Consider the following 19,533-nt stretch of genomic DNA (forward strand, 5'->3'; position numbering starts at 1 on the left):
CGTTGTTCCTCCCTTACTGTCCGTTTAACCATTTTTTAATTACTTTTGCAGTACCTTCTACATGTTCTTTCGTAGCATCCTGCACTTGTTCATCTAACGTCGGTTCTTTCGGTTGTTCTGGCTCAGGTTTTGGCTCTGGTACTATTTTCTCTTCAGGAATTTCCATAATACTTTCACTACTTGCAGCAACTTCATCTTCTGCTAAGTATTCTTCATATTCCTCTTCTTCTTTCTTTCTCTTACGTCTAGCTAAGAAGAACCATATTAGACCAAAGAGCGCTAATAAGCCACCTGTAATACCACCGAATAACCACCAGTTTATACCACTTTCTTCTGGCTCTTTCTTCTTCTCTTCTTTCGGCTGATCAAACTGAACAGTTACAACGTTAACTTGACCATTTGTAAAGTTTCCATTCGGGTCAGCTTGAAGCCCAGCAGCTGTGCCGATTGCTTCTTTGAAAGTTGTCATATCAATTCTTCGTTTTACTAACGTATCATTATCTACCCATACAACAACATTTGTTTTCGTTAACTCTGGGTGTTTCTTAATCGTTTCAACTGTTTTATCTATTTCATAGTTTTCGATTTTGTTACCATTTTTATTATCGTAGACAATTTTGCCATTTTGATTATTGTTCGTACCGTAATTTGGTACTTCGCCGTTCGCTGTAATACCAGCGCCTTGCTTCGTATCTGCACCTTCTTGCGCAGTAGAGCTTTCCTCTTGCTCTTGTTTACTACGAAGTACACCTTTATCACCATATTTTTCAGACTGACGTGTAACTTCATCGTAGTTTACAGATACTTTCGTATTCACTTTATATTCATTTGGTTTAAACATCGTCATTAATGTTGCATCGATATCTTGCTTTAATTTACCTTCAATTTGGTGCTGCATCTCTACTTCTTTCTCATAAGAAGAGGAACTAGTAGCATGTGCTTCATCTGCCCCTTTTGAGATAACACCTTTTTTACTATCAATCACACTTACTTCTTCTGCTTTTACACCAGGAACTGCTGCACTGATCATTTGCTGTATACCCGCAACTTGATCAGCCGTTAATAGTTGACCACGCTTTACACCAACCGTAATTGCAGCTGTTCCTTTTGCTTTTTCTTCATCAAAAATTGTCTCTTTTTCAGGTAATGTAATTTGAACATTTGCCGTTTCAACTGTCGCAAAATTTCTTACAATGTCTTGCTCTAATTGCTTTTTCGTACCGACAATTTGCTTCATTTTTTTATCTTGCTCACTTGAACCGAGCGAGCTTTCTAATAAAATTTCCTCACCGCTTTTTGAGTTAAACGGTAATCCCATTCCATTCATTTCTTTTCGAACCCATGGAGCATCATTCTTTTGCACACGAATCGAACCATCGGCTGCTAATTGGTAATCGACACCTAGCTTCGATAATTCTGCTGTAATCTCTTGCTTGTCTGCATCATTTAAATTTTGATATACAACAACATATTTATCTGGCAAGGTGAAGTATAAAAGTGCTCCTGTTACAATTGCTAAAAGCGCAGCACCAATGACTAACTTATGCCACGTTTTTAACGATTGGAAAACATTTTTTAACTTTTCCATTTAAACACACCCGTCCATTTTCCTAAATTTGCATATTAATTAGTGACTTATAATTTTCAATAAGATTATCACGTACAAGAGCAGCCGTTTTCATTTGAGACTCAGCCTTCTTTTGCTGAATTAAAACGTCATGTGTTTCTCCTACTCCTTTTGTTAGTAAATCATATACAGCTGTTTGCGCATTGTTTTGTGTTTGATTCATATCTTCCAATAAATCGATAAACTTCTTCCCCTCGACTACAGATGCTTGCGTGTTCTTCGGTGCACCAATTGACTGAATCGCGCCAAATGGCTGTGTATGTAACATTGGTTGGATTTTCATCTTCCCATATTCCCCCTTTATCCTCGGCCGATTTCTAAATCTTTATCCAGCATTTTTTTATTCGCATTTAATACACTTGTATTTGCTTCGTACATTTTTTGAGCAACCATTACATTCGTCATTTCAGCAGTCACATCAACATTCGGATACCGTACATACCCTTCTTCATTTGCATGCGGATGCGTCGGATCATACACTAAGTTTTCAGTTTTGTCTGCCTCAATACTTTTTATTTTCACCCCGTTAGTCGGTGCACTGTCTAACATATTCGCAAAACTATTATTTGATTCAAGCACTACACTACGGCGCTCATACAAATCTGCCCCCGGAGCTGCCGTTGTATTGGCATTTACAATATTATTTGAAGTAACTTCCATCCATTTTCTCGCTGTTGTTAGCCCTGATCCACTTGCATTAATTGCCTGAAACATCGTTGTCTCTCCTTCTACTATTAACGTCCGCGAGCTGCTTGGTTAATTGCATATTGTGTATTAATTGCGTTAATTGAAATCCCATACAATTGGTTTGTTTTCATTAAATCTAGCATTTCTGTCGTTACATCCACACTATTTCCATCTTTATTCGTTTGCATTGACTTCGTTTGAATCTTCGCATATGTATTTTTCGTATTTACTGTCGGTAAGTGCATTTCATTCGTTTGATATAAATCTGCATTAGTCTTTAAATCCGCAGTATTACTCTTATATAATGCACTACTTTTATTCATTTGCTCAGCAAATGTAACGTCTTGTGCTTTATAGCCAGGTGTATTCGCATTTGCAATATTACTAGAAACAGTATTTCGTTTCGTCACTAAATAATTCATATAATGGCTTACATCAGTCACTAAATCTGGCATACTCCACACCCTTCCTTTTTAACTTATCATTTTGGCATAATAATCCACTGATGGAAGTTTCACTTCATTATTTAATTTCTTATATGTATTTATTAAAATATTAACTATTATGTACCCTTACATATTTTATTCCATTTTTACATTGTTGTCTTTAGAAAAATACAAAAATATAAAAAAGAATACAAAAAAACTGTATACGCGTAGTAATCTATATAATATTTCAACATATTTACGACTAGCTGCAGATTATTTTTACATTATTTAGATTACTTCTATTTTTTACAGTCATAAAATGAAACCTCAATCAGCGGAATTCTTCATTTACATGAAGGAATGGATCCCCTTTTAATAAGGGGGATCCGTTTCCACACTTTATAATTAATATTTACCGTAAAATGAATTTGCTTTCATTCGCCCATCATTTGTCATAATCATTTCTTCCAAAATCTTTTGCTTATCTCGAATATGCTGCGCTGCCTTAATAATAAATGGACTTACTTCTGCCGCAACTTGTGCGCGCGTTTCTTCATCCAATGTCATCATCCAGCGATTTAACATCGCGCTCTTCTCAGCAAACTCTTCATCTGACACTTGCAATTCACCGATTTCATTAAAACAACCGACAAATGCTCGATAAATATCATTGTTCATTTTCAAGCGCTCCGCGATAACCGTCTATTAAATCTTGTAACACTTTCACAATCGCATCAATATCTTTCGCTTCACGTGTTACTTTCATCGTTTGAATTTGAACACTAATCCAATCATATAAACCATAAAGACTATCATATAAATCTTTCGTAATCTCAGGGTTTAATTGAAGCTTTAATTCTTCAAAAATACGTTCTAACTTCTCAAGAAGCGCATCTCCCTCTTGTAGTTTAAAAGTATGTAAAAGCTCTTCTAAATTACGAAACTCTACAATGCATCTTTCATAAATAAAAATTGTATTTTTAATCGGATTACTCGTCATAATATCATTTTGCATATAACGTTGCCATGCTTGCATACGATCACTTCCTCAACTTTCATTAATCATCACTTTTTTGTTTTGTCATTGCTTTAATTGTTTTCAGTTGCTGATCTAGCATTGATAACTGCTGTTCTAATTTTGAATATTTATCAATAATGGTCTCTTGTTTTTGTTTATTCAGCTTATCAATAGCATCAATTTTTTTATCTAATTCTTTTATCTGCCCTTCTATACTTTTAGACCTCTGTCCAATTACACCTTCATCGCCTAAAATACCATCTAATTTCTTTTCTATCTCATGCCCCAGCCCATTAAATCCAAAGAAAAACTGTTTTGCAGTTTCTGGACTCTCCTTAAAAGCCTTAGTTAATTTCTCTTCATCAAGAACCATCTTCCCTGTCTTATCAACTTCAATTCCAAATGAAAACATAAATTTATCATCTTGTTTATATCTAAATACACTTGTCATAGTATTACTAATAGAAAATGCAACATTGTTACCTTGCATAGCTCCGTTTTCACCAGCGAACAAATCCAGCGTCGAAACAGCCTTATTGTATTCATCTCTCATTTTCTTTATCATATTAATCGATTCTTTAATGTTTGAATCTTCAATTGTAACTTTAATTGGTTCAGTCGTTTCTTTTTCTAAATTAATAGTTAGCCCTGGAATTGTATCAATTTTATTAGATGAACTACTATCCGCTATACCATTAATTGTATACTGAGCATTTTGGGCTGGTGTCACTTGATTAGCAATTATATTTTTTCCCTCTTTTACTTCTGAAGTTACCAATCCAATATCTTTTAAGAGTCCTCCTTCTCCATCAACTAATTTAATTTCTCCATTTTTACCAGCAGTTGTTGAAGTAAAGAATAATTGTCCACCTAATGAATATACAGACACTCCATAATTTCCATTATTCATTTTATTAACAAAATCCTTATACGTCATATCTTTAGTAAGCTTAACTTCTTTATCATTAATGAGAAATGTAGCATCTTTTCCAATTTTAGAATCTAAATCAATAATATTTTTGGGATTCTCAGGATCTGATTTATCAATGAGCCTAGTTGTAATCTGATGTCTTTCTGCTACTTTGTTAACATTAATTGTATATGTTCCCGCAATTGCCGTAGCATCAGCTTGAACATTAATAAATCCCTCTTTAGAGACTCCAGCTTTTTTCTCATTCCCTTTAAACGCATACATATCCTTGAATACTTGCATAAAACTACCGAATTCTTTTTTCATACTCGCATATATATTTCTTTCAGTAGCTAAAGTTTGTTTTTGATTATTATACGGTGTTTTTTTCATTTCTAAAGCTTGTAACTCTAAATTTACTAGGTTTGAAGTGTCAATTATATTATTACCAAGATTCCATATCTGTTGACGACCGCCTAAATTCGATACTGAAGTTCCCATCTGAATTCACTCCTTTTTACATATAGTCTAAAATGCTAGTTTTACTCATTGTACTAATTGCTTTTAACGTCGCTTCATATGTAGCGTTTATATATGCTAAATCCGAAATAGCTACTGCTAAATCTACATCTTCTATTTCTTTTCTGTTTTCCTGAAGAGCTACGTTTTGTTCGCTTAAGATTGTCTTAAATGTATCCATCGTATTTAATATTGATCCTACTTCAGTGGTACGATTTAAGACATTATCTATACTTTTTTTATTCTCTCCCATTACAGATCTTAAGGTATCTTGATCTCCATCTTGCATGGCATCTCTTATTTTTGTTAATGTTTTTATTGTTGGTTCTAATAAATCTTTACCATTACGAAACATCTTTACTTCATATCCATCATTTAATTTCCAATTCACATCATTTTCTCCACCTTGATATGTACCATCTTCTGCAAATGGTGGGTGAGAAGCGCTATCTCCTCCGAAAATATATCTTCCTTGTTCTTGCTTATTTGCTAAATATACTACTTGCTTTAAAAGTTGATCCACTTCTGCCGCACTTGCTTTTAATTCATTAGAACTATTGGTTCCATTTACTGCTTGTAAAGTTAATTGATCCACTCTCGTTAAAGACTTCACAATACCTTGCAATGTATTTTCCGTCTGACTTAACACATTTTTTGAATCCGCTATATCCTTTTGCATTTGTTCAATATTCGCCAACGAATGTTGAATTGCAAATGATTTACTTGCTGCAAGTGGATCTTCACTCATAAGAAGATTTTTCTTCCCTGAAGTTACTTGATTTCGATGATATTGCTGTTGGGCATTCAAATCCATTAACTGGTTCTTTGCCCAGTTTGCATTTTGAAATGTAGATACTCTCATTTATATCTCCTCCTTTATCTATTGAAAATTGATTGGAAGCTGAAACCGGAACTATACTCCGCTGGCTCTTTCTTCAAACATAAAAGAAAAAGGTTTCGCTTTCACCTCTCATTCATCGTTATACAAAAGGTGCTACAAAGCGTTCCATTCTCAAATCTAGGTCGTTTCCTCTTCTACTTTATCTGGCACCCGCTCCATATCTCTGGTCTCACACCGATAGGTCCTCTATTAGGCACTGACCGCTTCTACACTCTGCTGGCCCTCTCTTCAAACATAAAAGAAAAGGGTTTTGTTTTTACCTCTCATTATCTAATGATTGAAAACAGACTATCAAACACTTCATTCATTGTAGTAATAGCTTTAGAATTCGCAACGAAGTATTTTTGGAAGGCCATTAAATTAACCATTTCTTCTTCCATATTCACGCCTTCGATACTCATCTTTTCTTGCTGAATACCTTCTAATAAGTCTCCATGAATTTTTTGATAACCGTTCACTTCACTTTTATCAGATGCTACCTTCACTATGAATTGGTCTAATGCTTTTTTATATGAAAGACCATCTTTATAATCTTCATCTGTAATTCCTGCCAATTTATTTGCAGTTTCAGCAGATATTTTCATTTTCGAAAAATCATTCGCAAATTCTGGATTTAATTTCAACTCTTTCGCATAATCTCCAACGAAGAAGTCTTTTCCCATCACTGTATTTACTTGATTTTTCACTGAACCCATTAACTCTTCAAGATTTTTCTTATAACTAGCAATCTGCCCTTTCGTATCAATTGCAGATTTTATTGCCCCACTAGTTAAAGGAATTTCCGAACCGTAAATTTCAACAGACATAGGTTCTTTCGTTTTATTTAATTGCAATGGATATGTATCTTGTCCATTCACTGTTAAAACGCCATTCATTCTAACACTTGCGATATTAGGATTCATAGATTCATAAGATACTTCTATATTGGCATACTTAGACATTTCTGTAACGATACGGTCACGTTCGTCTAAAAGTTGATTTGGCACTTGTGTACCAGCTTGCCCAATTTTTTGATTCGCTTCTGCTAAACTGTCAGCAAGACGATTAAATTCATTGACATGCGCTTCAATATCTTCTGTCGTCTGCGCTTCTACTGAATCTAAATTTTTCGCAAGTTTATTTACCTGACTTGTAAACTTCCCAGTTTCAGAAATTAGCGTATCATAATAGTTTGATTGATCTGGATTTTTTGCAACTTCTCGAAAAGCATTAAAGAATCCATCCATTAAACTAGATAGTGAGTTTTTGCCTGTCGTTCCTACCATAGACTCTACTCGTGATAAAACCGAGTTCTTATAATTATAGTAAGAGAGCTGAGATAATTGGTCGTTAAACTGTTTCGTCTTCACTTCATCTGTAATACGATCAACACCTAACGTTTGTACACCATAACCAATTCTCTGTTCTGGCGTATGGCCATTGCTCGCTCCAACAGATCCGTAATTCACCATTTGGCGCACATAGCCAGGTGTATGAATGTTTGATAAGTTTTGTCTCGTCGTTTGTAATCCCATTTGGGCCGCTAACATACCCGATAACGGGGTATTGTAATCAGATAATCTCATAATGCTTCACTTCCCCTTTACAATAGTTCATTCATAAAGATTTGCGAATTATTGTTTCGTTCTAAGTTATATTCAGAAACTGAATCCACAATACTTTCTGTAGTTTTTAATAGTACGTTTAAGTAATATTGATTTTTCAAAAGAAGCATTTTTACATTTTCTTCTAATCCAATTAAGTTTTTTTGTATTTTTTCCATTTTCTCAATTTCTTCTTGAGAAAAATACGAAAATAACGCACTTACGCGAAATGATTCCACTCCCTGTTCTTTACAAAACTGAACAACCATTTCTTCAAATGATCTCGATAATTGTTTTAAACCTTCAATGTACTGCAATTGCTCTACTTGTAACTTTTGAACTGCATTTACATTTTTATTTTTTAAATTCTCATATATTTGTTCTCCAAGCGTTTGAATGTTTTCATATGCTTTTTGAATAATAACGAGCTTTTCATATAATTGTATATACATATAGCTTCCTTCCCTTTTACAAGACTAAATTTACAATTAAACCGTGGATTTCTCCAATTTGATTTAACATTTCTAAATGTCCTGTTTTTGTATTAATTAAGTTCATAACATCTTCTAACTCATTCAATCCCATTTCCGCCTGTTTTACAATCGTCATTTTCTGTGAATAGCCATAACGCGGATGACGAGACATGACATCTTTATATTGCAATACATTATCAACGTAAAAATTCAAAAATGATTTTACTGTATTTTTGTATTCCATTACGTTATCAAGTGTTAATTCCATTTCGATTTTTTCTTTAATTTCTCCAATATTATCAACAAACGCTTCCATTTGTTCTAACAACTTATCTTTTTTCGGATCTGCATGCAAATTATCCGAAAATGCAAGTCCAGTCCTGACATTTGCTTCTTTCGGCATTTGAGTAGCAGGCGGTATATGCGATAAGATTGGATTATGCGAGATTGAACGCAGCATATATATCACCTATTTATTTTTTTATTTCTTCCAAAAGTTAATCGTAAAATCTAGTTATTTATAATTATACTCTGAACACTAATATTTTGCAGTTATTTTTTATAGAAGATATGTTACAATTTAGCATGAGGTGGCACAATTCTATGAATATTTTTCTTTGTGGTTCAAATCAATTAACAGCATTAGATCAAGAAGAAATCAAAAAATTTTTAACTGACTATGCTCACAAACATAAAATTTACATATTATGTTATAAATCTATTGAAAATGAGGTACTTCGTTTTTTCGTTGAAAACGAAAGACTCGCTCAAAATTTATGCCTTTACACGCTCCAACCGTTACAAGCAGTAACAGATGAATTCCAAGAAATCGTAGATTATTTAAAATCACACGGAGCCGAGTATGTTGCTTTTGATCACCCTTCCGACTCTATTTATCGATCTGATTATATGTTTTTTGTGAAACAAATTATTGAAGATACCGATTTAGTTCTCTGTTTTTATAACGGAGACAAACATACATCTGTCATTCCCGTTGACATTGCAAAAGAAGCTGGGATTGATGCTGTCATTTATGATTTACCAGGTTTACATGAAAAACAAATGAAAAAAAGCTTTGAACAAAAAATTCGTATGATGTAAAGGGGGCGGCACAATATCGTTATTGTGCCCATTGTAAATATGATAATTGAACAAGATTATGATCATTTTATCGCGAGTTTTAAACAACAATTCAATATGGATATCGCTTCGTATAAACAAGATAGGATGCGCCGTAGAATCGATGCTTTTATTTCAAGAAAAGGCTTTGAAAACTACACTACGTTTTTAAGTACTTTACGTGTTGATCAAAACTTATTTTTAAGTTTTATTGACTATATTACAATTAACGTTTCAGAGTTTTTTAGAAATAAAGAACGTTGGCAAACGTTAGAATCGAAAGCACTGCCAAAATTACTCGAACAAAATAACGGAAAATTAAAAGTATGGAGTGCCGCTTGCGCTGCTGGCGAAGAACCATATACACTCTCTTTAATTTTATCGAAACATCTCTCTCCATTTCGCTATGAAATACTAGCAACGGATCTTGATTTTCATATTTTAGAAAGTGCAAAACGTGGTCAATATACGGAACGTTCTTTGAAAGAATTACCTAGCGATTTGAAAGAACGTCATTTCACAAAAGAAGATGATATATATTCATTACATCAAAATATTAAGCAACACGTCACGTTCAAACAGCATGACCTATTAATGCAATCGTTCGATACAAATTACGATTTAATTGTTTGTCGTAATGTAATGATCTATTTCACTGAAGAAGCAAGAGTCAAGCTGTATGAAAAGTTTAGCCGTTCTTTACGAAAAGGCGGTGTGCTATTTGTCGGTAGCACAGAACAAATTTTAACACCTGAACGATTCAATCTTCAGCGTTTTGATACATTCTTTTATGAAAAAATATAGAAAAAAGCAGGATTATTGCACCCTGCTTTTTTTGTATTTATTTACTAAAATCATAACGAAGAATTGCGTGATTCCGTTCGTTTCTTATATAACTCGAATTAAAATAATACAAGCAACCCATATAACGAGAAAAAGAAACGTCATTGACCATTTATGTTCTTGCACCGTTTGTTTCAACGCCTGTGATAATTGTGTCATATTCATTTCTGCAAGTGCTCTCCATACACTTGCATCCCGCTCTTTAGCTGTGCGATCCGTGACGCTAATTAAAATGGTTTCGTTAGACAATTTCGTGATATACGCAGTAATAACCGTTACCATTAAATTTATATTTCCTTCTGATGAATCACTCTCCACGCTAGAGAGGAGTGCACTTACATCTAATAACGGAATGTGTACCTTTCTACCAAATGATAGTTGTACTTCAGCGAAATCATACGTTCCATCTAACAAAGGAAGTTCTTTTATATGCGCCTGCTTAACAAGTCCTTGCAGGCTTCTCATGACTTGTTCAAATATTTTATCTGTTTGCTTTCCTTCTCCAGATAATGTATGTAACTTTTTAAAGAGTTGTAATACTGTATCCATCTCTTTAGAAAGCATTTCCTTCATAACCTTTCCATCACCTAAACTCGCAAGTAAAATCCCGATTTCATTATTTTTCGAAATAATCTTAGACTGTCCAGTAAACACTAGATTACTATACTTTCGTTCTTTCTGGATTTCATGTTCCGAAATAGCTGCAGGCTGTTTTAATGGTTGTAGCGTCTTATTTTCAATTGTCGTACGTTTAATTTCCATTTAAGCGCCTCCACTATGATGAAATAATTAGCCCCATTCTTTATTACTCTTTAACACTAAAAATAGTACGAATAAACCTGACATAATAGCAAATACATTAGAAGCTTGTATTCCATGGTCACTTTTAGTTTCTTTCTTATCTTCTGGCTCTTCTTTTTTTTCTTTCTTTTTCGAAATGACTTGATTGTTATTATCTTTATCTTTTTGAGCCTTCGTATTATTTACTTCCTTGTTGTCTGTGAGAGGCTCTTTTATAACATAAGTAATTTTTTCTTTCTCTTTCAATGGTTCTTTTATAAGGTCGTTTACTTTCGCTTCTTTTTTCGGAATTTGAACAACTGGCTGTTTTTCTTCCTGCAGCGGGATTTCTACTTTCGTGTCTTCCTGCTTCTCAGTTTCTTTCTTATCTTCTATTTTATTTTTTAATTTATCTTCTTTCTCTCGTTCTTCTGTCTTTTTATCATCTTCTGTTTTTTGTTCCAAAACAGAAACGACATACTCACTTTCTTCAACGAGTTTATTTCCAGCCGCATCTACTACCTCTACAAGTAGCTCGTATGTCCCATTTGGCAATGCATCCGTTATTTCAAATACTTTTTGCCATTCCATGTCGCGCTTATTGTAATCTAATAAAAATGTAATCTCTTTATTTTCTTTTCCTTTTAATGTAACACGAACTTCTTTCACAACCGATTCCACGTCTGCCGCCTTCACTCTTACACGTATAGAATCGCCTCGTTTTCGTTCGATTACATTCTCCGTCGCCTCGTCAATAGTGACTTTATGCAACTTCGGCATCTCTTTATCTATTGTTGGTGTTTCATTATTTATACGAATAAGAGGAACTTTCACTTCATTTTCTATAAGCTCTTCTTTCTCATTTTCTTTAAAACTTTGAATAAGCTGAAGGTTCCAATCACCTTGCAAATCAAAAATCCCGACCTTATAGTTAGCAATCCATCGCTTCGTCTCTTCTTCATAGTCAAAAGGTATCATTCTTTCTTGCTCATACAGATTACTGTTTTTTGGCAAACGCAACATACCTTTTATACTTTGAATATTTTTCTCTTTTGGCTCTACAATAATCCGTACTTCTTCGCCAATCTTTAATTCTCGCTTATTTATTGTAATAATCCCTTGATCCGTCTCTATCTTTTTTTCGGTTTCTTGCTCATTCTTCACTTCTTGTTGTTCCTCTTTATCTTGCTTCATTTCCACTTGTTCTGGCTGTTCTTGAACTTCCTTATTCTCTTCTTGTACATTCACTTCATTTATATTTTGTTCTGGCACATTTTGCTCTTCCGCCTGACTTTGCAGCGGGAAGAGCAAGCACACATGTATGCATAGCCAGCAAATTAGAAAAAACTTTACGCTTTTCATCTACTATTTCAACGCCTTATAGTGATTTCGTCACTTTTACTCCGAAAAATCCATCTACATTTACAAGTTCACCATACGCCACCAATACATCATTTACATAAATTCGAATTGGTTCATCAATATCTTCATCTAATACAACGGCTTCATTTTCTTGTAAACTTAATATATCTTGAATCGTTTTCACTGTACTTCCAAATACAAATTTCACATTCATTTCTACATTTTGTAGAATAGATGTATCCATATACACTGGCTCAATTTGTTTCACTTCTTTAAATTCAATAGGTTGTACAACAGGTTCTACAACCTCTTCTTCCATTTCTTCCTCTGCAATCTCTTCTTCTGCTTCCACCATTGGATATAGCAGTCGTCTTACCATTTCTTTCGCTTCTGAAATCGGTAAAATTTGATACATTTTCGATTGAAGCAAGTCGCCAATTTCAAGGTTGAACGTAATTTGAACGAGTTCATCCACTTCCATTGACTCTCCCAAATATTCCATTTCTTCTTTTAACGTGACAAATTTAACGTCTGGCGGCGTCATGTCCATCTTCTCTTTAAACATTTCTGACATCGCTGTTGCCGCATGCCCCATCATTTGGTTCATGATTTCTTTAATACCGCTCAGCTCTAATTCACTAAGCTCTTTCTCTGGATCAATCTCCCCTGTTCCCATCATCATTAAATCTACCATTGTCAAAGCAACATCTTTCGTAAATACGAATACGTTCTCATTCTTTAAACCTTCAACAAAATCGACATTTAAAATCACAAAGGGAACCGGTACACCGTCATAATGACGCACATTAATCGCTTCTACATTGGGTGTACTAATCGTAACCGGCTGATTTAAAAGCGTTGATAATACCGTTGAAGCTGAACCGATGGAAATGTTGGCAATTTCCCCAAGTACATCTTTCTCTTCTTGCGTTAACTGTTCTTTTTTAACATGTTCTTCTACAATTTCAGCTTCCGCTACTTCAGCTGGCTCGTCTTGCTCTTCTACGCCACCAGATAATTGTAGTAATTTATTTATCATTTGTTTCGCATGTTCAACTGAAACAATTTGTACGAGTTTAGAGTTTACAAGATTATCTATTTTAAGGTCAAACGACACTTTCACAATCGTGTTATTTCCAGTTATTCCAGAGATTTTCTCCATCTCTTCTAATAACTTTACGACTTTAATTGTCGGCGGTGACATGTCTACTGTATCTTGGAAGAATTCCGACATAGACGTCGCTGCGAATCCCATCATTTGGTTCATCGCTTCTTGTACAGCACTTAGCTCTAATTCACCAAGTTCTTTTCCCTCTTCCACTTCACCTGTTCCCATCATCATTAAATCAGCAATAGATAAAGCAACATCTTGCTGAAGGACAAGTAGATTTTCCATATCTAATCCTTTTGTAAAATGAATATTTAATACAACATGAGGAACCTCAACATCACTTGTATCGTATAAATCCACTAACTCTACATGAGGAGCAGTTATACTTACTTGCCTATTTAAAATCGTTGATAATACTGTCGAAGCAGAGCCAAATGATATATTTGCAATTTCGCCAAGAATATCACATTCTTGAGGCGTTAAAAGCTCCTTTTCTTTTTCTAGCACAATTGTGCTCGTATCCCCTTTTGTGTGTTGCTCAGGCATTTTCCCTGCCTCCTCATTTTTGTTTTTCTATTAAATGAATACACTCATTACATTTTAACAAACTTATTACGTAAATCGTGAACATGTATTTATTTCCTGTTATATATATTAGTATGTAGTTAACCAAAAAGCTCCCCAATTGTATACAAGTGGGGAGCTTTCCTTCATTCCTATTATAAACCTTCTGGGTTTAAAATGAGGACCACTCGTCCATCGCCGAGAATCGTCGCGCCAGAGAAATAGTTCGAACTCTCTGCAAAGAAATCACCTAATGACTTTAAGACTATTTCTCTTTGGCCGATAATTGTGTTTACAATAAGTCCATAGCTACGATGTGTATTACGAACAATTAACACAGGAACCATTTGACTTTCATATGATTCAAATGCCTCATCTACTGTTTTTTCACCAAATACAGTACTTAAATGCTTCACTTCAATAATTTGATCACGATAGTTTAACACATCTTTTCCTTGTATGGATTGGATGTCTTCTCTCTTAATTCGAATTGCTTCAACAATATTACCAAGAGGTAAAGCATAACGTTTATCATTCGTTTGAACAAGCATAGATTGAATAATGGACAACGTTAATGGAAGTTCAATTCTAAATGTACTTCCCTTTCCTTCTTCTGAATCAATAATTAAATGTCCACCTAAACTATGAATTGTATGTTTTACAACATCTAATCCAACCCCGCGCCCCGAAAGATCCGATACTACTTCTGCTGTACTAAATCCTGGTTGGAAAATGAGATCAAACACTTCACGATCCGTTAATTTATTTGCCTCAGATTCTGTTACAACACCATTTTTAATCGCTTTTTCTAATACTTTCCCTTTATGAATTCCATTTCCATCATCCGTAATTTGAATTACGACATGATTTCCACTATGGAACGCTTCTAATTTAATTGTACCCGTCTCATTTTTCCCTGCATCACGACGTTTTTCAACAGTCTCAATACCATGATCAATTGCATTACGAATTAAATGAACGAGTGGATCACCGATTTCATCAATAACAATTTTATCAACTTCTGTATCTTCACCCGTAATTTGTAAATCGATTTTCTTCCCTAAATCTTTCGCTAACATACGTACCATACGCGGAAAACGATTAAAGACTGTTTCAATCGGCACCATACGCATGTTTAGAAGTACATTTTGAATATCTTTTGAAATATCGCCTAATCGATTTAAATGCTCAATTAATTCTTTGTTTTGAATTGCTTGTGCCAATTCATCTATGCGACCACGCTCAATTACACTCTCTTCAAACATGTTCATTAATCGTTCAATTTTCTCTAGCTGCACACGAATGGAACGATTCTCACCTTTAGCATTTTTCGTTTTTGCAGTGCTTTTAGTTGGCGTAGTACTTGCAGGTTGCTTCGCTGTCTCAATAGGTGCTTCCACCTGCGCAACTACAGATGGCTGTATCATTTCTTCTACTCGCGTAGTTTCTTGCGTAGCAACCATCGAATCTACTTCCTGTAATGATTCTCCTTGTTTCACTACTACTTTCTCAATTTCAGAAACGTGAAGCACTACCTGTTTCAATTCTTCTTCACTACGATCCGTATTCATAAATACTGTAAACTCAAACCCGAAAGCATCCGCTTCGATTTCTTCAATACTAGGAACCGTTTTTTGTATATCGCCTATATTTTGCAGTGCTTCAATACACATAATGGCACGTACTGCTTTTAAAATAGCTTGCTGTTCAACGGTTATATGCACTTCATGCGAAACTGCATCATCATTGTTTATAGACTCTTGCTCTACATGTTCCATAGAAGTTTCTACATTTCCGTTCAATAACGCTTCTAATTTTTGCTTCGTTGCGACTACATCAATATTACCCATTCCGCCTTGCTGCACATCTGCAACCATTTTCTCTAAATTATCAATGCATTCAAAAATCACATCAATAATATCCGCATGTACTACTATATTCCCATGACGAATTTCATCTAAAACGTTTTCCATTTTATGCGTTAAATCCGCCATTTCCGTAAATTCCATACTCGCAGACATACCTTTAAATGTATGGGCTGAGCGGAATATTTCTCCCACAACATCCATATCAGTGGGATTTTGTTCTAAAGTTAGCACATTTTCATTTAGCGACTGTAAATGTTCTTCCGATTCTTCAAAAAATATATTTAATAGATCTGTTTGCATTTTCATCCCCTACCTGTCTAACAAACATTTCATTTATGTATAACAATTTAGTGTTTTAAAATGAGAAAAAAGGGGCCACACATCTATCCGTTATCACTGTTTTGATTCCTTGTGGCACCCCTTTTATATTAGCTATTTGCTACTTTTGTTAAAGCTTCGATTACGCGATCTGCTTGGAATGGCTTTACAATAAAGTCTTTTGCCCCGCCCTTAATTGCATCTAATACCATACCTTGTTGTCCCATTGCTGAACAAATAACAACCTTTGCACTTGAATCAATTTTCATAATTTCTTTTAATGCTTCAAGTCCGTCCATTTCTGGCATAGTAATATCTAATGTTACAATATCAGGTTGAAGTTCTTTATATTTTTGAATTGCCTCCACTCCATTTTCCGCTTCTCCGATTACTTCAAATTCAGAATTACTTTTTAATAAGTTTTTAATCATTGTTCGCATGAACATCGCATCATCTACAACTAAAATTTTATGTGCCATTCTTTTTGATTCTCTCCTTCTATGTATAAATATATCTTAATATTTCACCTTATCATTCTCACTCATTATACAAAATAAAACGATAAAATTTAATATTTTTTTAAAAGAATTTCTGCATTTTAGTATTTTATTACTAAAATACTAAAATACTATTCTTTAATATAAATGACAACGCGACGGTTTTTCTCCCAATTTTGCGGTGAATCATTCGGTACAACTGGCTTTGTGTCTGCATATCCTACCGCAGCTAACCTTTTATCCTCCACATTATACACTTCAATTAAATGGTGGATCATATTAGCTGCTCGTGCTGAAGATAATTCCCAATTAGAAGGGAACTTTTCATTATGGATCGGTCTACTATCTGTATGCCCCTCCACAACAATTGAGTTTGGTACGGATTGAAAAAATCCGACTAATTTGCTAATAATTTCTTTTGCTTCAGGCTTAACGTTCGCATCACCTGTATCAAATATTAAATTATCTACTATAACAACGCTTACCCCTGTATCTTCTCGATATACATTCACTTGACTAATACCGTTATTATCTACATATGCTTTTAACTTTTTGTACAAGTCGTCCATTCGCTTTTTTGAGACCATTTTTTCATCATTTTTTTCATGTGAAATATCTGGTATAGTATTTTCCATTACTTTTGCATCAACTTGCTCCGTATCACTAAACTTTTCAAGCATCTTTGACAATTTTACTGCATCCTGCTTTGAAGTAGCAACTAGTAATACAAAGAAAGTTAATAATAACATCGTTAAATCTGTAAAAGTCGTCATCCAACGAGGCGATCCCTTTTGCGGTCGTTTTATCATCACCATACCACTCCTTGCAATATTAGGCTGCTCGTTTTACTTTTTTTATCTTTGTTTCGTATACATACGTATCGAGTTTTAACTTTAATTTAGACGGAATTTGTCCACGATACAATTCTGAAATTGCTTCAATAACAAACTTCTTCTCTGTATATAAATCTTCAATACCACGATACACTTTTTCAGCAAGAGGGATTGCAATCATATTTGCAAGTACTGATCCATACAATGTCGTTAACATCGCAACTGCCATCCCTGTACCAATTTGCGATGTGTCTTGCAAGTTTTGAAGCATAATGATAAGACCAATTAAAGTCCCTATCATACCCCAAGCCGGAGCGAAATCGCCAATTTTATCTAATAATACTGCCCCTTTTCTTAATTCATACACTTCCGTTTCAACATCTTTCATTAACACTTCTTTTAATTCCTCTTCATCGTAACCACTTAACATTAATCGAATTCCTTTTTGAATAAAAGGATTGTCCACCTGCTCTCCATCAACCTCTAAAGAAAGCAAACCGTGTTTTTTAGATTTTTTTGAAAAATCAACAAACAAATCCGTTAACTGTTCTAAATCTTCTTCTTTTCTATGTAAAACAGTAAAAATACTTTTCGTATATTTTTTTATTTCTCCAAATCGATATGCCACAACAATTGTCGCAGTTGTTCCCCCTATGACAATTAAAATAGATGAAACATCTAAAAAGTTTTTAAAAGCTTTTATTCCGCCTCCACCAAGCATAATTGCCGCTATCACTATAGCAAAACCTACTAAAATGCCAAATGGGCTAGAAATGTCAAACTTCCTTTTTCTTCTTTCTGGTCTAGCAAATCCTTGATTTTTGTCTCCCATATTCCTGCCCTTTCCTTTTCATTTTTGTAAAACATTTTTTTATTTTAATAATGCGTTTTCACATATAATGCTTATTATACGCTCGTCATCTATTTATCGCAATATACTCATAAAATTGACACATTTCATTTCCATATTAGAATTATAGTATGGAAATATGAGGAGGATCACGATGGAACATAACATTTTACAAGTCATTGCACTAGCAGAAAAACTAAAATATGAAATGCGACATAGCTGGCTTTCTAACGGACGTCAAGAAAGCGTTGCTGAACATACGTGGCGCATGTCTCTAATGGCCATTTTAGTTGAACCTTATTTAGATCAGAAAGTAAATATTGAAAAATTACTTAAAATGGTTATTATTCACGATCTAGTCGAAGCAGAAGCTGGTGATATTCCTGCTTTTGATACAATGAATAGTCATGAATTACAATTACAAAAACAAATAAATGAACAAGAAGCAATTTTAAATATTAAACGAACATTAAAAGGTTCTCTCGGCGAGGAATTATATGATTTATGGATGGAGTTTGAAACGAAAGAAACATACGAAGCAAAAGTTGCTAACGCACTTGATAAGCTTGAGGTAAAAATTCAGCATAACGAAGCTGATATTGATACGTGGCTGCCAATTGAGCATAAAATGACATTCCAAGTAGCAAAGCATACAAACTTTGATTCTTTCCTATCTAAATTACAAAAAATCATTGAGCAAGATGGTGAAAAAAAATTATTAGCTGCCGGCATTGACGTTGAAGCTTGCAAACAATAATGAAATAAGACACTCAGTACGAGTGTCTTATTTCATTATTGTTGATACAGCCTGCTTGTAAATAAGTTGTTGTTTTCCATCAACTAACATTAAAACGGTAAATTTGTCTATTGCAACAACTTCTCCTACTATTCTAACGCCACTCTTTAAAAAAATTGTAACAATACCTTTTTCTTCTTTTATTTGTTTATATAGCTCTTCTTGTAAATGTTCCAAATATATCTCTCTCCTCTTCGTTGAATATCTTAATATAAAAAACTACAAATTATTTATGTACTTTATCTTTCACATTCATAAACTTATTAATAAGTATATCTAAATCTCGGCTAAATAACAAAACTTTATCATGATCCAATCCATGTCTAGCAACAAGTTGAATTAGCTCTTTCTTTTTAGTTTCTATTTTATTTTGTAGTTGTCCCATCTCCATCTCTTCACTAAAACTCCCTTTTCCCATAATATTACTTGTAAAATTATAGTACAAA

Annotated in this window: 23 protein-coding genes; 3 read left to right on the forward strand and 20 right to left on the reverse strand. The window is 34.1% G+C overall.

The genetic code is table 11. The features are described 5' to 3' along the window. Positions 1–13 precede the first annotated feature (13 nt). From fliF to LMD38_RS18200, 11 genes are all read right to left on the reverse strand, one after another. Complete coding sequence (gene fliF / locus LMD38_RS18150; RefSeq protein WP_208754948.1) at positions 14–1,588, reverse strand: flagellar basal-body MS-ring/collar protein FliF; 1,575 nt, start codon at positions 1,586–1,588, stop codon at positions 14–16. Between the two features lie 22 nt (positions 1,589–1,610). Then, the gene (gene fliE, locus LMD38_RS18155; RefSeq protein WP_000701665.1) at positions 1,611–1,910 is read right to left on the reverse strand and encodes a flagellar hook-basal body complex protein FliE; all 300 of its coding nucleotides are present in this window, start codon (positions 1,908–1,910) and stop codon (positions 1,611–1,613) included. Positions 1,911–1,927: 17 nt separating this feature from the next. After that, positions 1,928–2,341 carry a flagellar basal body rod protein FlgC gene (flgC, locus tag LMD38_RS18160; RefSeq protein ID WP_000484677.1) on the reverse strand — a complete coding sequence of 138 codons (414 nt, stop codon included), beginning with the start codon at positions 2,339–2,341 and terminating at the stop codon, positions 1,928–1,930. A 20-nt stretch (positions 2,342–2,361) separates the two neighbouring features. Then, positions 2,362–2,769, reverse strand: coding sequence for a flagellar basal body rod protein FlgB (gene flgB / locus LMD38_RS18165; RefSeq protein WP_016717066.1), 408 nt, complete (start codon positions 2,767–2,769; stop codon positions 2,362–2,364). 378 nt (positions 2,770–3,147) lie between these two features. Then, positions 3,148–3,420, reverse strand: a complete 273-nt coding sequence (locus tag LMD38_RS18170) for a hypothetical protein (RefSeq protein ID WP_001058066.1) — start codon at positions 3,418–3,420, stop codon at positions 3,148–3,150. Next, positions 3,410–3,778, reverse strand: a complete 369-nt coding sequence (locus tag LMD38_RS18175) for a flagellar export chaperone FliS (protein ID WP_001149522.1) — start codon at positions 3,776–3,778, stop codon at positions 3,410–3,412. Before LMD38_RS18175 ends, LMD38_RS18170 begins: the two co-directional genes overlap by 11 nt. 22 nt (positions 3,779–3,800) lie before the next feature. Next, positions 3,801–5,171, reverse strand: coding sequence for a flagellar hook-associated protein 2 (locus LMD38_RS18180; protein WP_228919867.1), 1,371 nt, complete (start codon positions 5,169–5,171; stop codon positions 3,801–3,803). A 16-nt stretch (positions 5,172–5,187) separates the two neighbouring features. Then, the gene (locus LMD38_RS18185; RefSeq protein ID WP_228919869.1) at positions 5,188–6,051 is read right to left on the reverse strand and encodes a flagellar hook-associated protein 3; all 864 of its coding nucleotides are present in this window, start codon (positions 6,049–6,051) and stop codon (positions 5,188–5,190) included. A 305-nt stretch (positions 6,052–6,356) separates the two neighbouring features. Next, the gene (flgK, locus tag LMD38_RS18190; protein WP_001239726.1) at positions 6,357–7,655 is read right to left on the reverse strand and encodes a flagellar hook-associated protein FlgK; all 1,299 of its coding nucleotides are present in this window, start codon (positions 7,653–7,655) and stop codon (positions 6,357–6,359) included. Between the two features lie 17 nt (positions 7,656–7,672). Next, on the reverse strand, positions 7,673–8,125 hold the full coding sequence (locus LMD38_RS18195) for a hypothetical protein (RefSeq protein ID WP_000275906.1): 453 nt from the start codon (positions 8,123–8,125) through the stop codon (positions 7,673–7,675). Between the two features lie 16 nt (positions 8,126–8,141). Further along, entirely contained in the window at positions 8,142–8,606 is a 465-nt protein-coding gene (locus tag LMD38_RS18200) for a YaaR family protein (RefSeq protein ID WP_000946323.1), read from the reverse strand. A gap of 143 nt (positions 8,607–8,749) precedes the next feature. Here LMD38_RS18200 and LMD38_RS18205 point away from each other — a divergent pair, with 143 nt between their 5' ends. Beyond that, a complete protein-coding gene (locus LMD38_RS18205) occupies positions 8,750–9,247 on the forward strand; it encodes a flagellar motor switch protein FliG (RefSeq protein ID WP_001020115.1) in 498 nt (165 codons plus the stop codon). Positions 9,248–9,286: 39 nt separating this feature from the next. Then, a complete protein-coding gene (locus LMD38_RS18210; RefSeq protein WP_000582896.1) occupies positions 9,287–10,069 on the forward strand; it encodes a CheR family methyltransferase in 783 nt (260 codons plus the stop codon). An 84-nt stretch (positions 10,070–10,153) separates the two neighbouring features. On the opposite strand, the gene LMD38_RS18215 is transcribed toward LMD38_RS18210, so the two are convergent. From LMD38_RS18215 to LMD38_RS18245, 7 genes are all read right to left on the reverse strand, one after another. After that, positions 10,154–10,870: a hypothetical protein gene (locus LMD38_RS18215; protein ID WP_000403991.1), complete on the reverse strand. Its 717-nt coding sequence runs from the start codon at positions 10,868–10,870 to the stop codon at positions 10,154–10,156. 27 nt (positions 10,871–10,897) lie between these two features. Further along, positions 10,898–12,250, reverse strand: a complete 1,353-nt coding sequence (locus LMD38_RS18220; RefSeq protein ID WP_073529942.1) for an Ig-like domain-containing protein — start codon at positions 12,248–12,250, stop codon at positions 10,898–10,900. Positions 12,251–12,266: 16 nt separating this feature from the next. Next, a complete protein-coding gene (locus tag LMD38_RS18225) occupies positions 12,267–13,907 on the reverse strand; it encodes a flagellar motor switch protein (RefSeq protein ID WP_073529941.1) in 1,641 nt (546 codons plus the stop codon). 173 nt (positions 13,908–14,080) lie between these two features. After that, the gene (locus LMD38_RS18230; RefSeq protein ID WP_227585560.1) at positions 14,081–16,093 is read right to left on the reverse strand and encodes a chemotaxis protein CheA; all 2,013 of its coding nucleotides are present in this window, start codon (positions 16,091–16,093) and stop codon (positions 14,081–14,083) included. Between the two features lie 128 nt (positions 16,094–16,221). Beyond that, on the reverse strand, positions 16,222–16,590 hold the full coding sequence (locus tag LMD38_RS18235) for a response regulator (RefSeq protein WP_000940577.1): 369 nt from the start codon (positions 16,588–16,590) through the stop codon (positions 16,222–16,224). Positions 16,591–16,739: 149 nt separating this feature from the next. Beyond that, on the reverse strand, positions 16,740–17,417 hold the full coding sequence (locus LMD38_RS18240) for an OmpA family protein (protein WP_000596046.1): 678 nt from the start codon (positions 17,415–17,417) through the stop codon (positions 16,740–16,742). A gap of 22 nt (positions 17,418–17,439) precedes the next feature. Continuing rightward, the gene (locus tag LMD38_RS18245) at positions 17,440–18,273 is read right to left on the reverse strand and encodes a flagellar motor protein MotP (protein WP_000502571.1); all 834 of its coding nucleotides are present in this window, start codon (positions 18,271–18,273) and stop codon (positions 17,440–17,442) included. Positions 18,274–18,445: 172 nt separating this feature from the next. On the opposite strand from LMD38_RS18245, the gene LMD38_RS18250 reads away from it, so the two are divergent. Then, on the forward strand, positions 18,446–19,048 hold the full coding sequence (locus LMD38_RS18250; RefSeq protein ID WP_016717057.1) for an HD domain-containing protein: 603 nt from the start codon (positions 18,446–18,448) through the stop codon (positions 19,046–19,048). Between the two features lie 27 nt (positions 19,049–19,075). Here the strand turns inward: LMD38_RS18250 and hfq are convergent, their stop codons facing one another. Next, positions 19,076–19,264, reverse strand: a complete 189-nt coding sequence (hfq, locus tag LMD38_RS18255; RefSeq protein WP_000400661.1) for an RNA chaperone Hfq — start codon at positions 19,262–19,264, stop codon at positions 19,076–19,078. A gap of 49 nt (positions 19,265–19,313) precedes the next feature. Beyond that, positions 19,314–19,532, reverse strand: a complete 219-nt coding sequence (locus LMD38_RS18260) for an aspartyl-phosphate phosphatase Spo0E family protein (protein WP_002091864.1) — start codon at positions 19,530–19,532, stop codon at positions 19,314–19,316. Position 19,533: the final 1 nt, after the last annotated feature.

The organism is Bacillus pacificus, assembly GCF_020861345.1.
Lineage (GTDB): Bacteria > Bacillota > Bacilli > Bacillales > Bacillaceae_G > Bacillus_A > Bacillus_A pacificus.

Excerpts from the sequence above, each read along its gene's own strand:
- LMD38_RS18185 (WP_228919869.1), bottom strand. The coding sequence starts at position 6,051 with ATGAGAGTATCTACATTTCAAAATGCAAACTGGGCAAAGAACCAGTTA.
- flgK (WP_001239726.1), bottom strand. The coding sequence starts at position 7,655 with ATGAGATTATCTGATTACAATACCCCGTTATCGGGTATGTTAGCGGCC.
- fliF (WP_208754948.1), bottom strand. The coding sequence starts at position 1,588 with ATGGAAAAGTTAAAAAATGTTTTCCAATCGTTAAAAACGTGGCATAAG.
- flgB (WP_016717066.1), bottom strand. The coding sequence starts at position 2,769 with ATGCCAGATTTAGTGACTGATGTAAGCCATTATATGAATTATTTAGTG.
- LMD38_RS18210 (WP_000582896.1), top strand. The coding sequence starts at position 9,287 with ATGATAATTGAACAAGATTATGATCATTTTATCGCGAGTTTTAAACAA.
- flgC (WP_000484677.1), bottom strand. The coding sequence starts at position 2,341 with ATGTTTCAGGCAATTAATGCAAGTGGATCAGGGCTAACAACAGCGAGA.
- LMD38_RS18250 (WP_016717057.1), top strand. The coding sequence starts at position 18,446 with ATGGAACATAACATTTTACAAGTCATTGCACTAGCAGAAAAACTAAAA.
- LMD38_RS18170 (WP_001058066.1), bottom strand. The coding sequence starts at position 3,420 with ATGAACAATGATATTTATCGAGCATTTGTCGGTTGTTTTAATGAAATC.
- LMD38_RS18235 (WP_000940577.1), bottom strand. The coding sequence starts at position 16,590 with ATGGCACATAAAATTTTAGTTGTAGATGATGCGATGTTCATGCGAACA.
- LMD38_RS18200 (WP_000946323.1), bottom strand. The coding sequence starts at position 8,606 with ATGCTGCGTTCAATCTCGCATAATCCAATCTTATCGCATATACCGCCT.
- LMD38_RS18195 (WP_000275906.1), bottom strand. The coding sequence starts at position 8,125 with ATGTATATACAATTATATGAAAAGCTCGTTATTATTCAAAAAGCATAT.
- LMD38_RS18245 (WP_000502571.1), bottom strand. The coding sequence starts at position 18,273 with ATGGGAGACAAAAATCAAGGATTTGCTAGACCAGAAAGAAGAAAAAGG.
- fliE (WP_000701665.1), bottom strand. The coding sequence starts at position 1,910 with ATGAAAATCCAACCAATGTTACATACACAGCCATTTGGCGCGATTCAG.
- LMD38_RS18225 (WP_073529941.1), bottom strand. The coding sequence starts at position 13,907 with ATGCCTGAGCAACACACAAAAGGGGATACGAGCACAATTGTGCTAGAA.
- LMD38_RS18180 (WP_228919867.1), bottom strand. The coding sequence starts at position 5,171 with ATGGGAACTTCAGTATCGAATTTAGGCGGTCGTCAACAGATATGGAAT.
- LMD38_RS18230 (WP_227585560.1), bottom strand. The coding sequence starts at position 16,093 with ATGCAAACAGATCTATTAAATATATTTTTTGAAGAATCGGAAGAACAT.
- LMD38_RS18205 (WP_001020115.1), top strand. The coding sequence starts at position 8,750 with ATGAATATTTTTCTTTGTGGTTCAAATCAATTAACAGCATTAGATCAA.
- LMD38_RS18220 (WP_073529942.1), bottom strand. The coding sequence starts at position 12,250 with ATGAAAAGCGTAAAGTTTTTTCTAATTTGCTGGCTATGCATACATGTG.
- LMD38_RS18215 (WP_000403991.1), bottom strand. The coding sequence starts at position 10,870 with ATGGAAATTAAACGTACGACAATTGAAAATAAGACGCTACAACCATTA.
- LMD38_RS18175 (WP_001149522.1), bottom strand. The coding sequence starts at position 3,778 with ATGCAAGCATGGCAACGTTATATGCAAAATGATATTATGACGAGTAAT.
- LMD38_RS18240 (WP_000596046.1), bottom strand. The coding sequence starts at position 17,417 with ATGATAAAACGACCGCAAAAGGGATCGCCTCGTTGGATGACGACTTTT.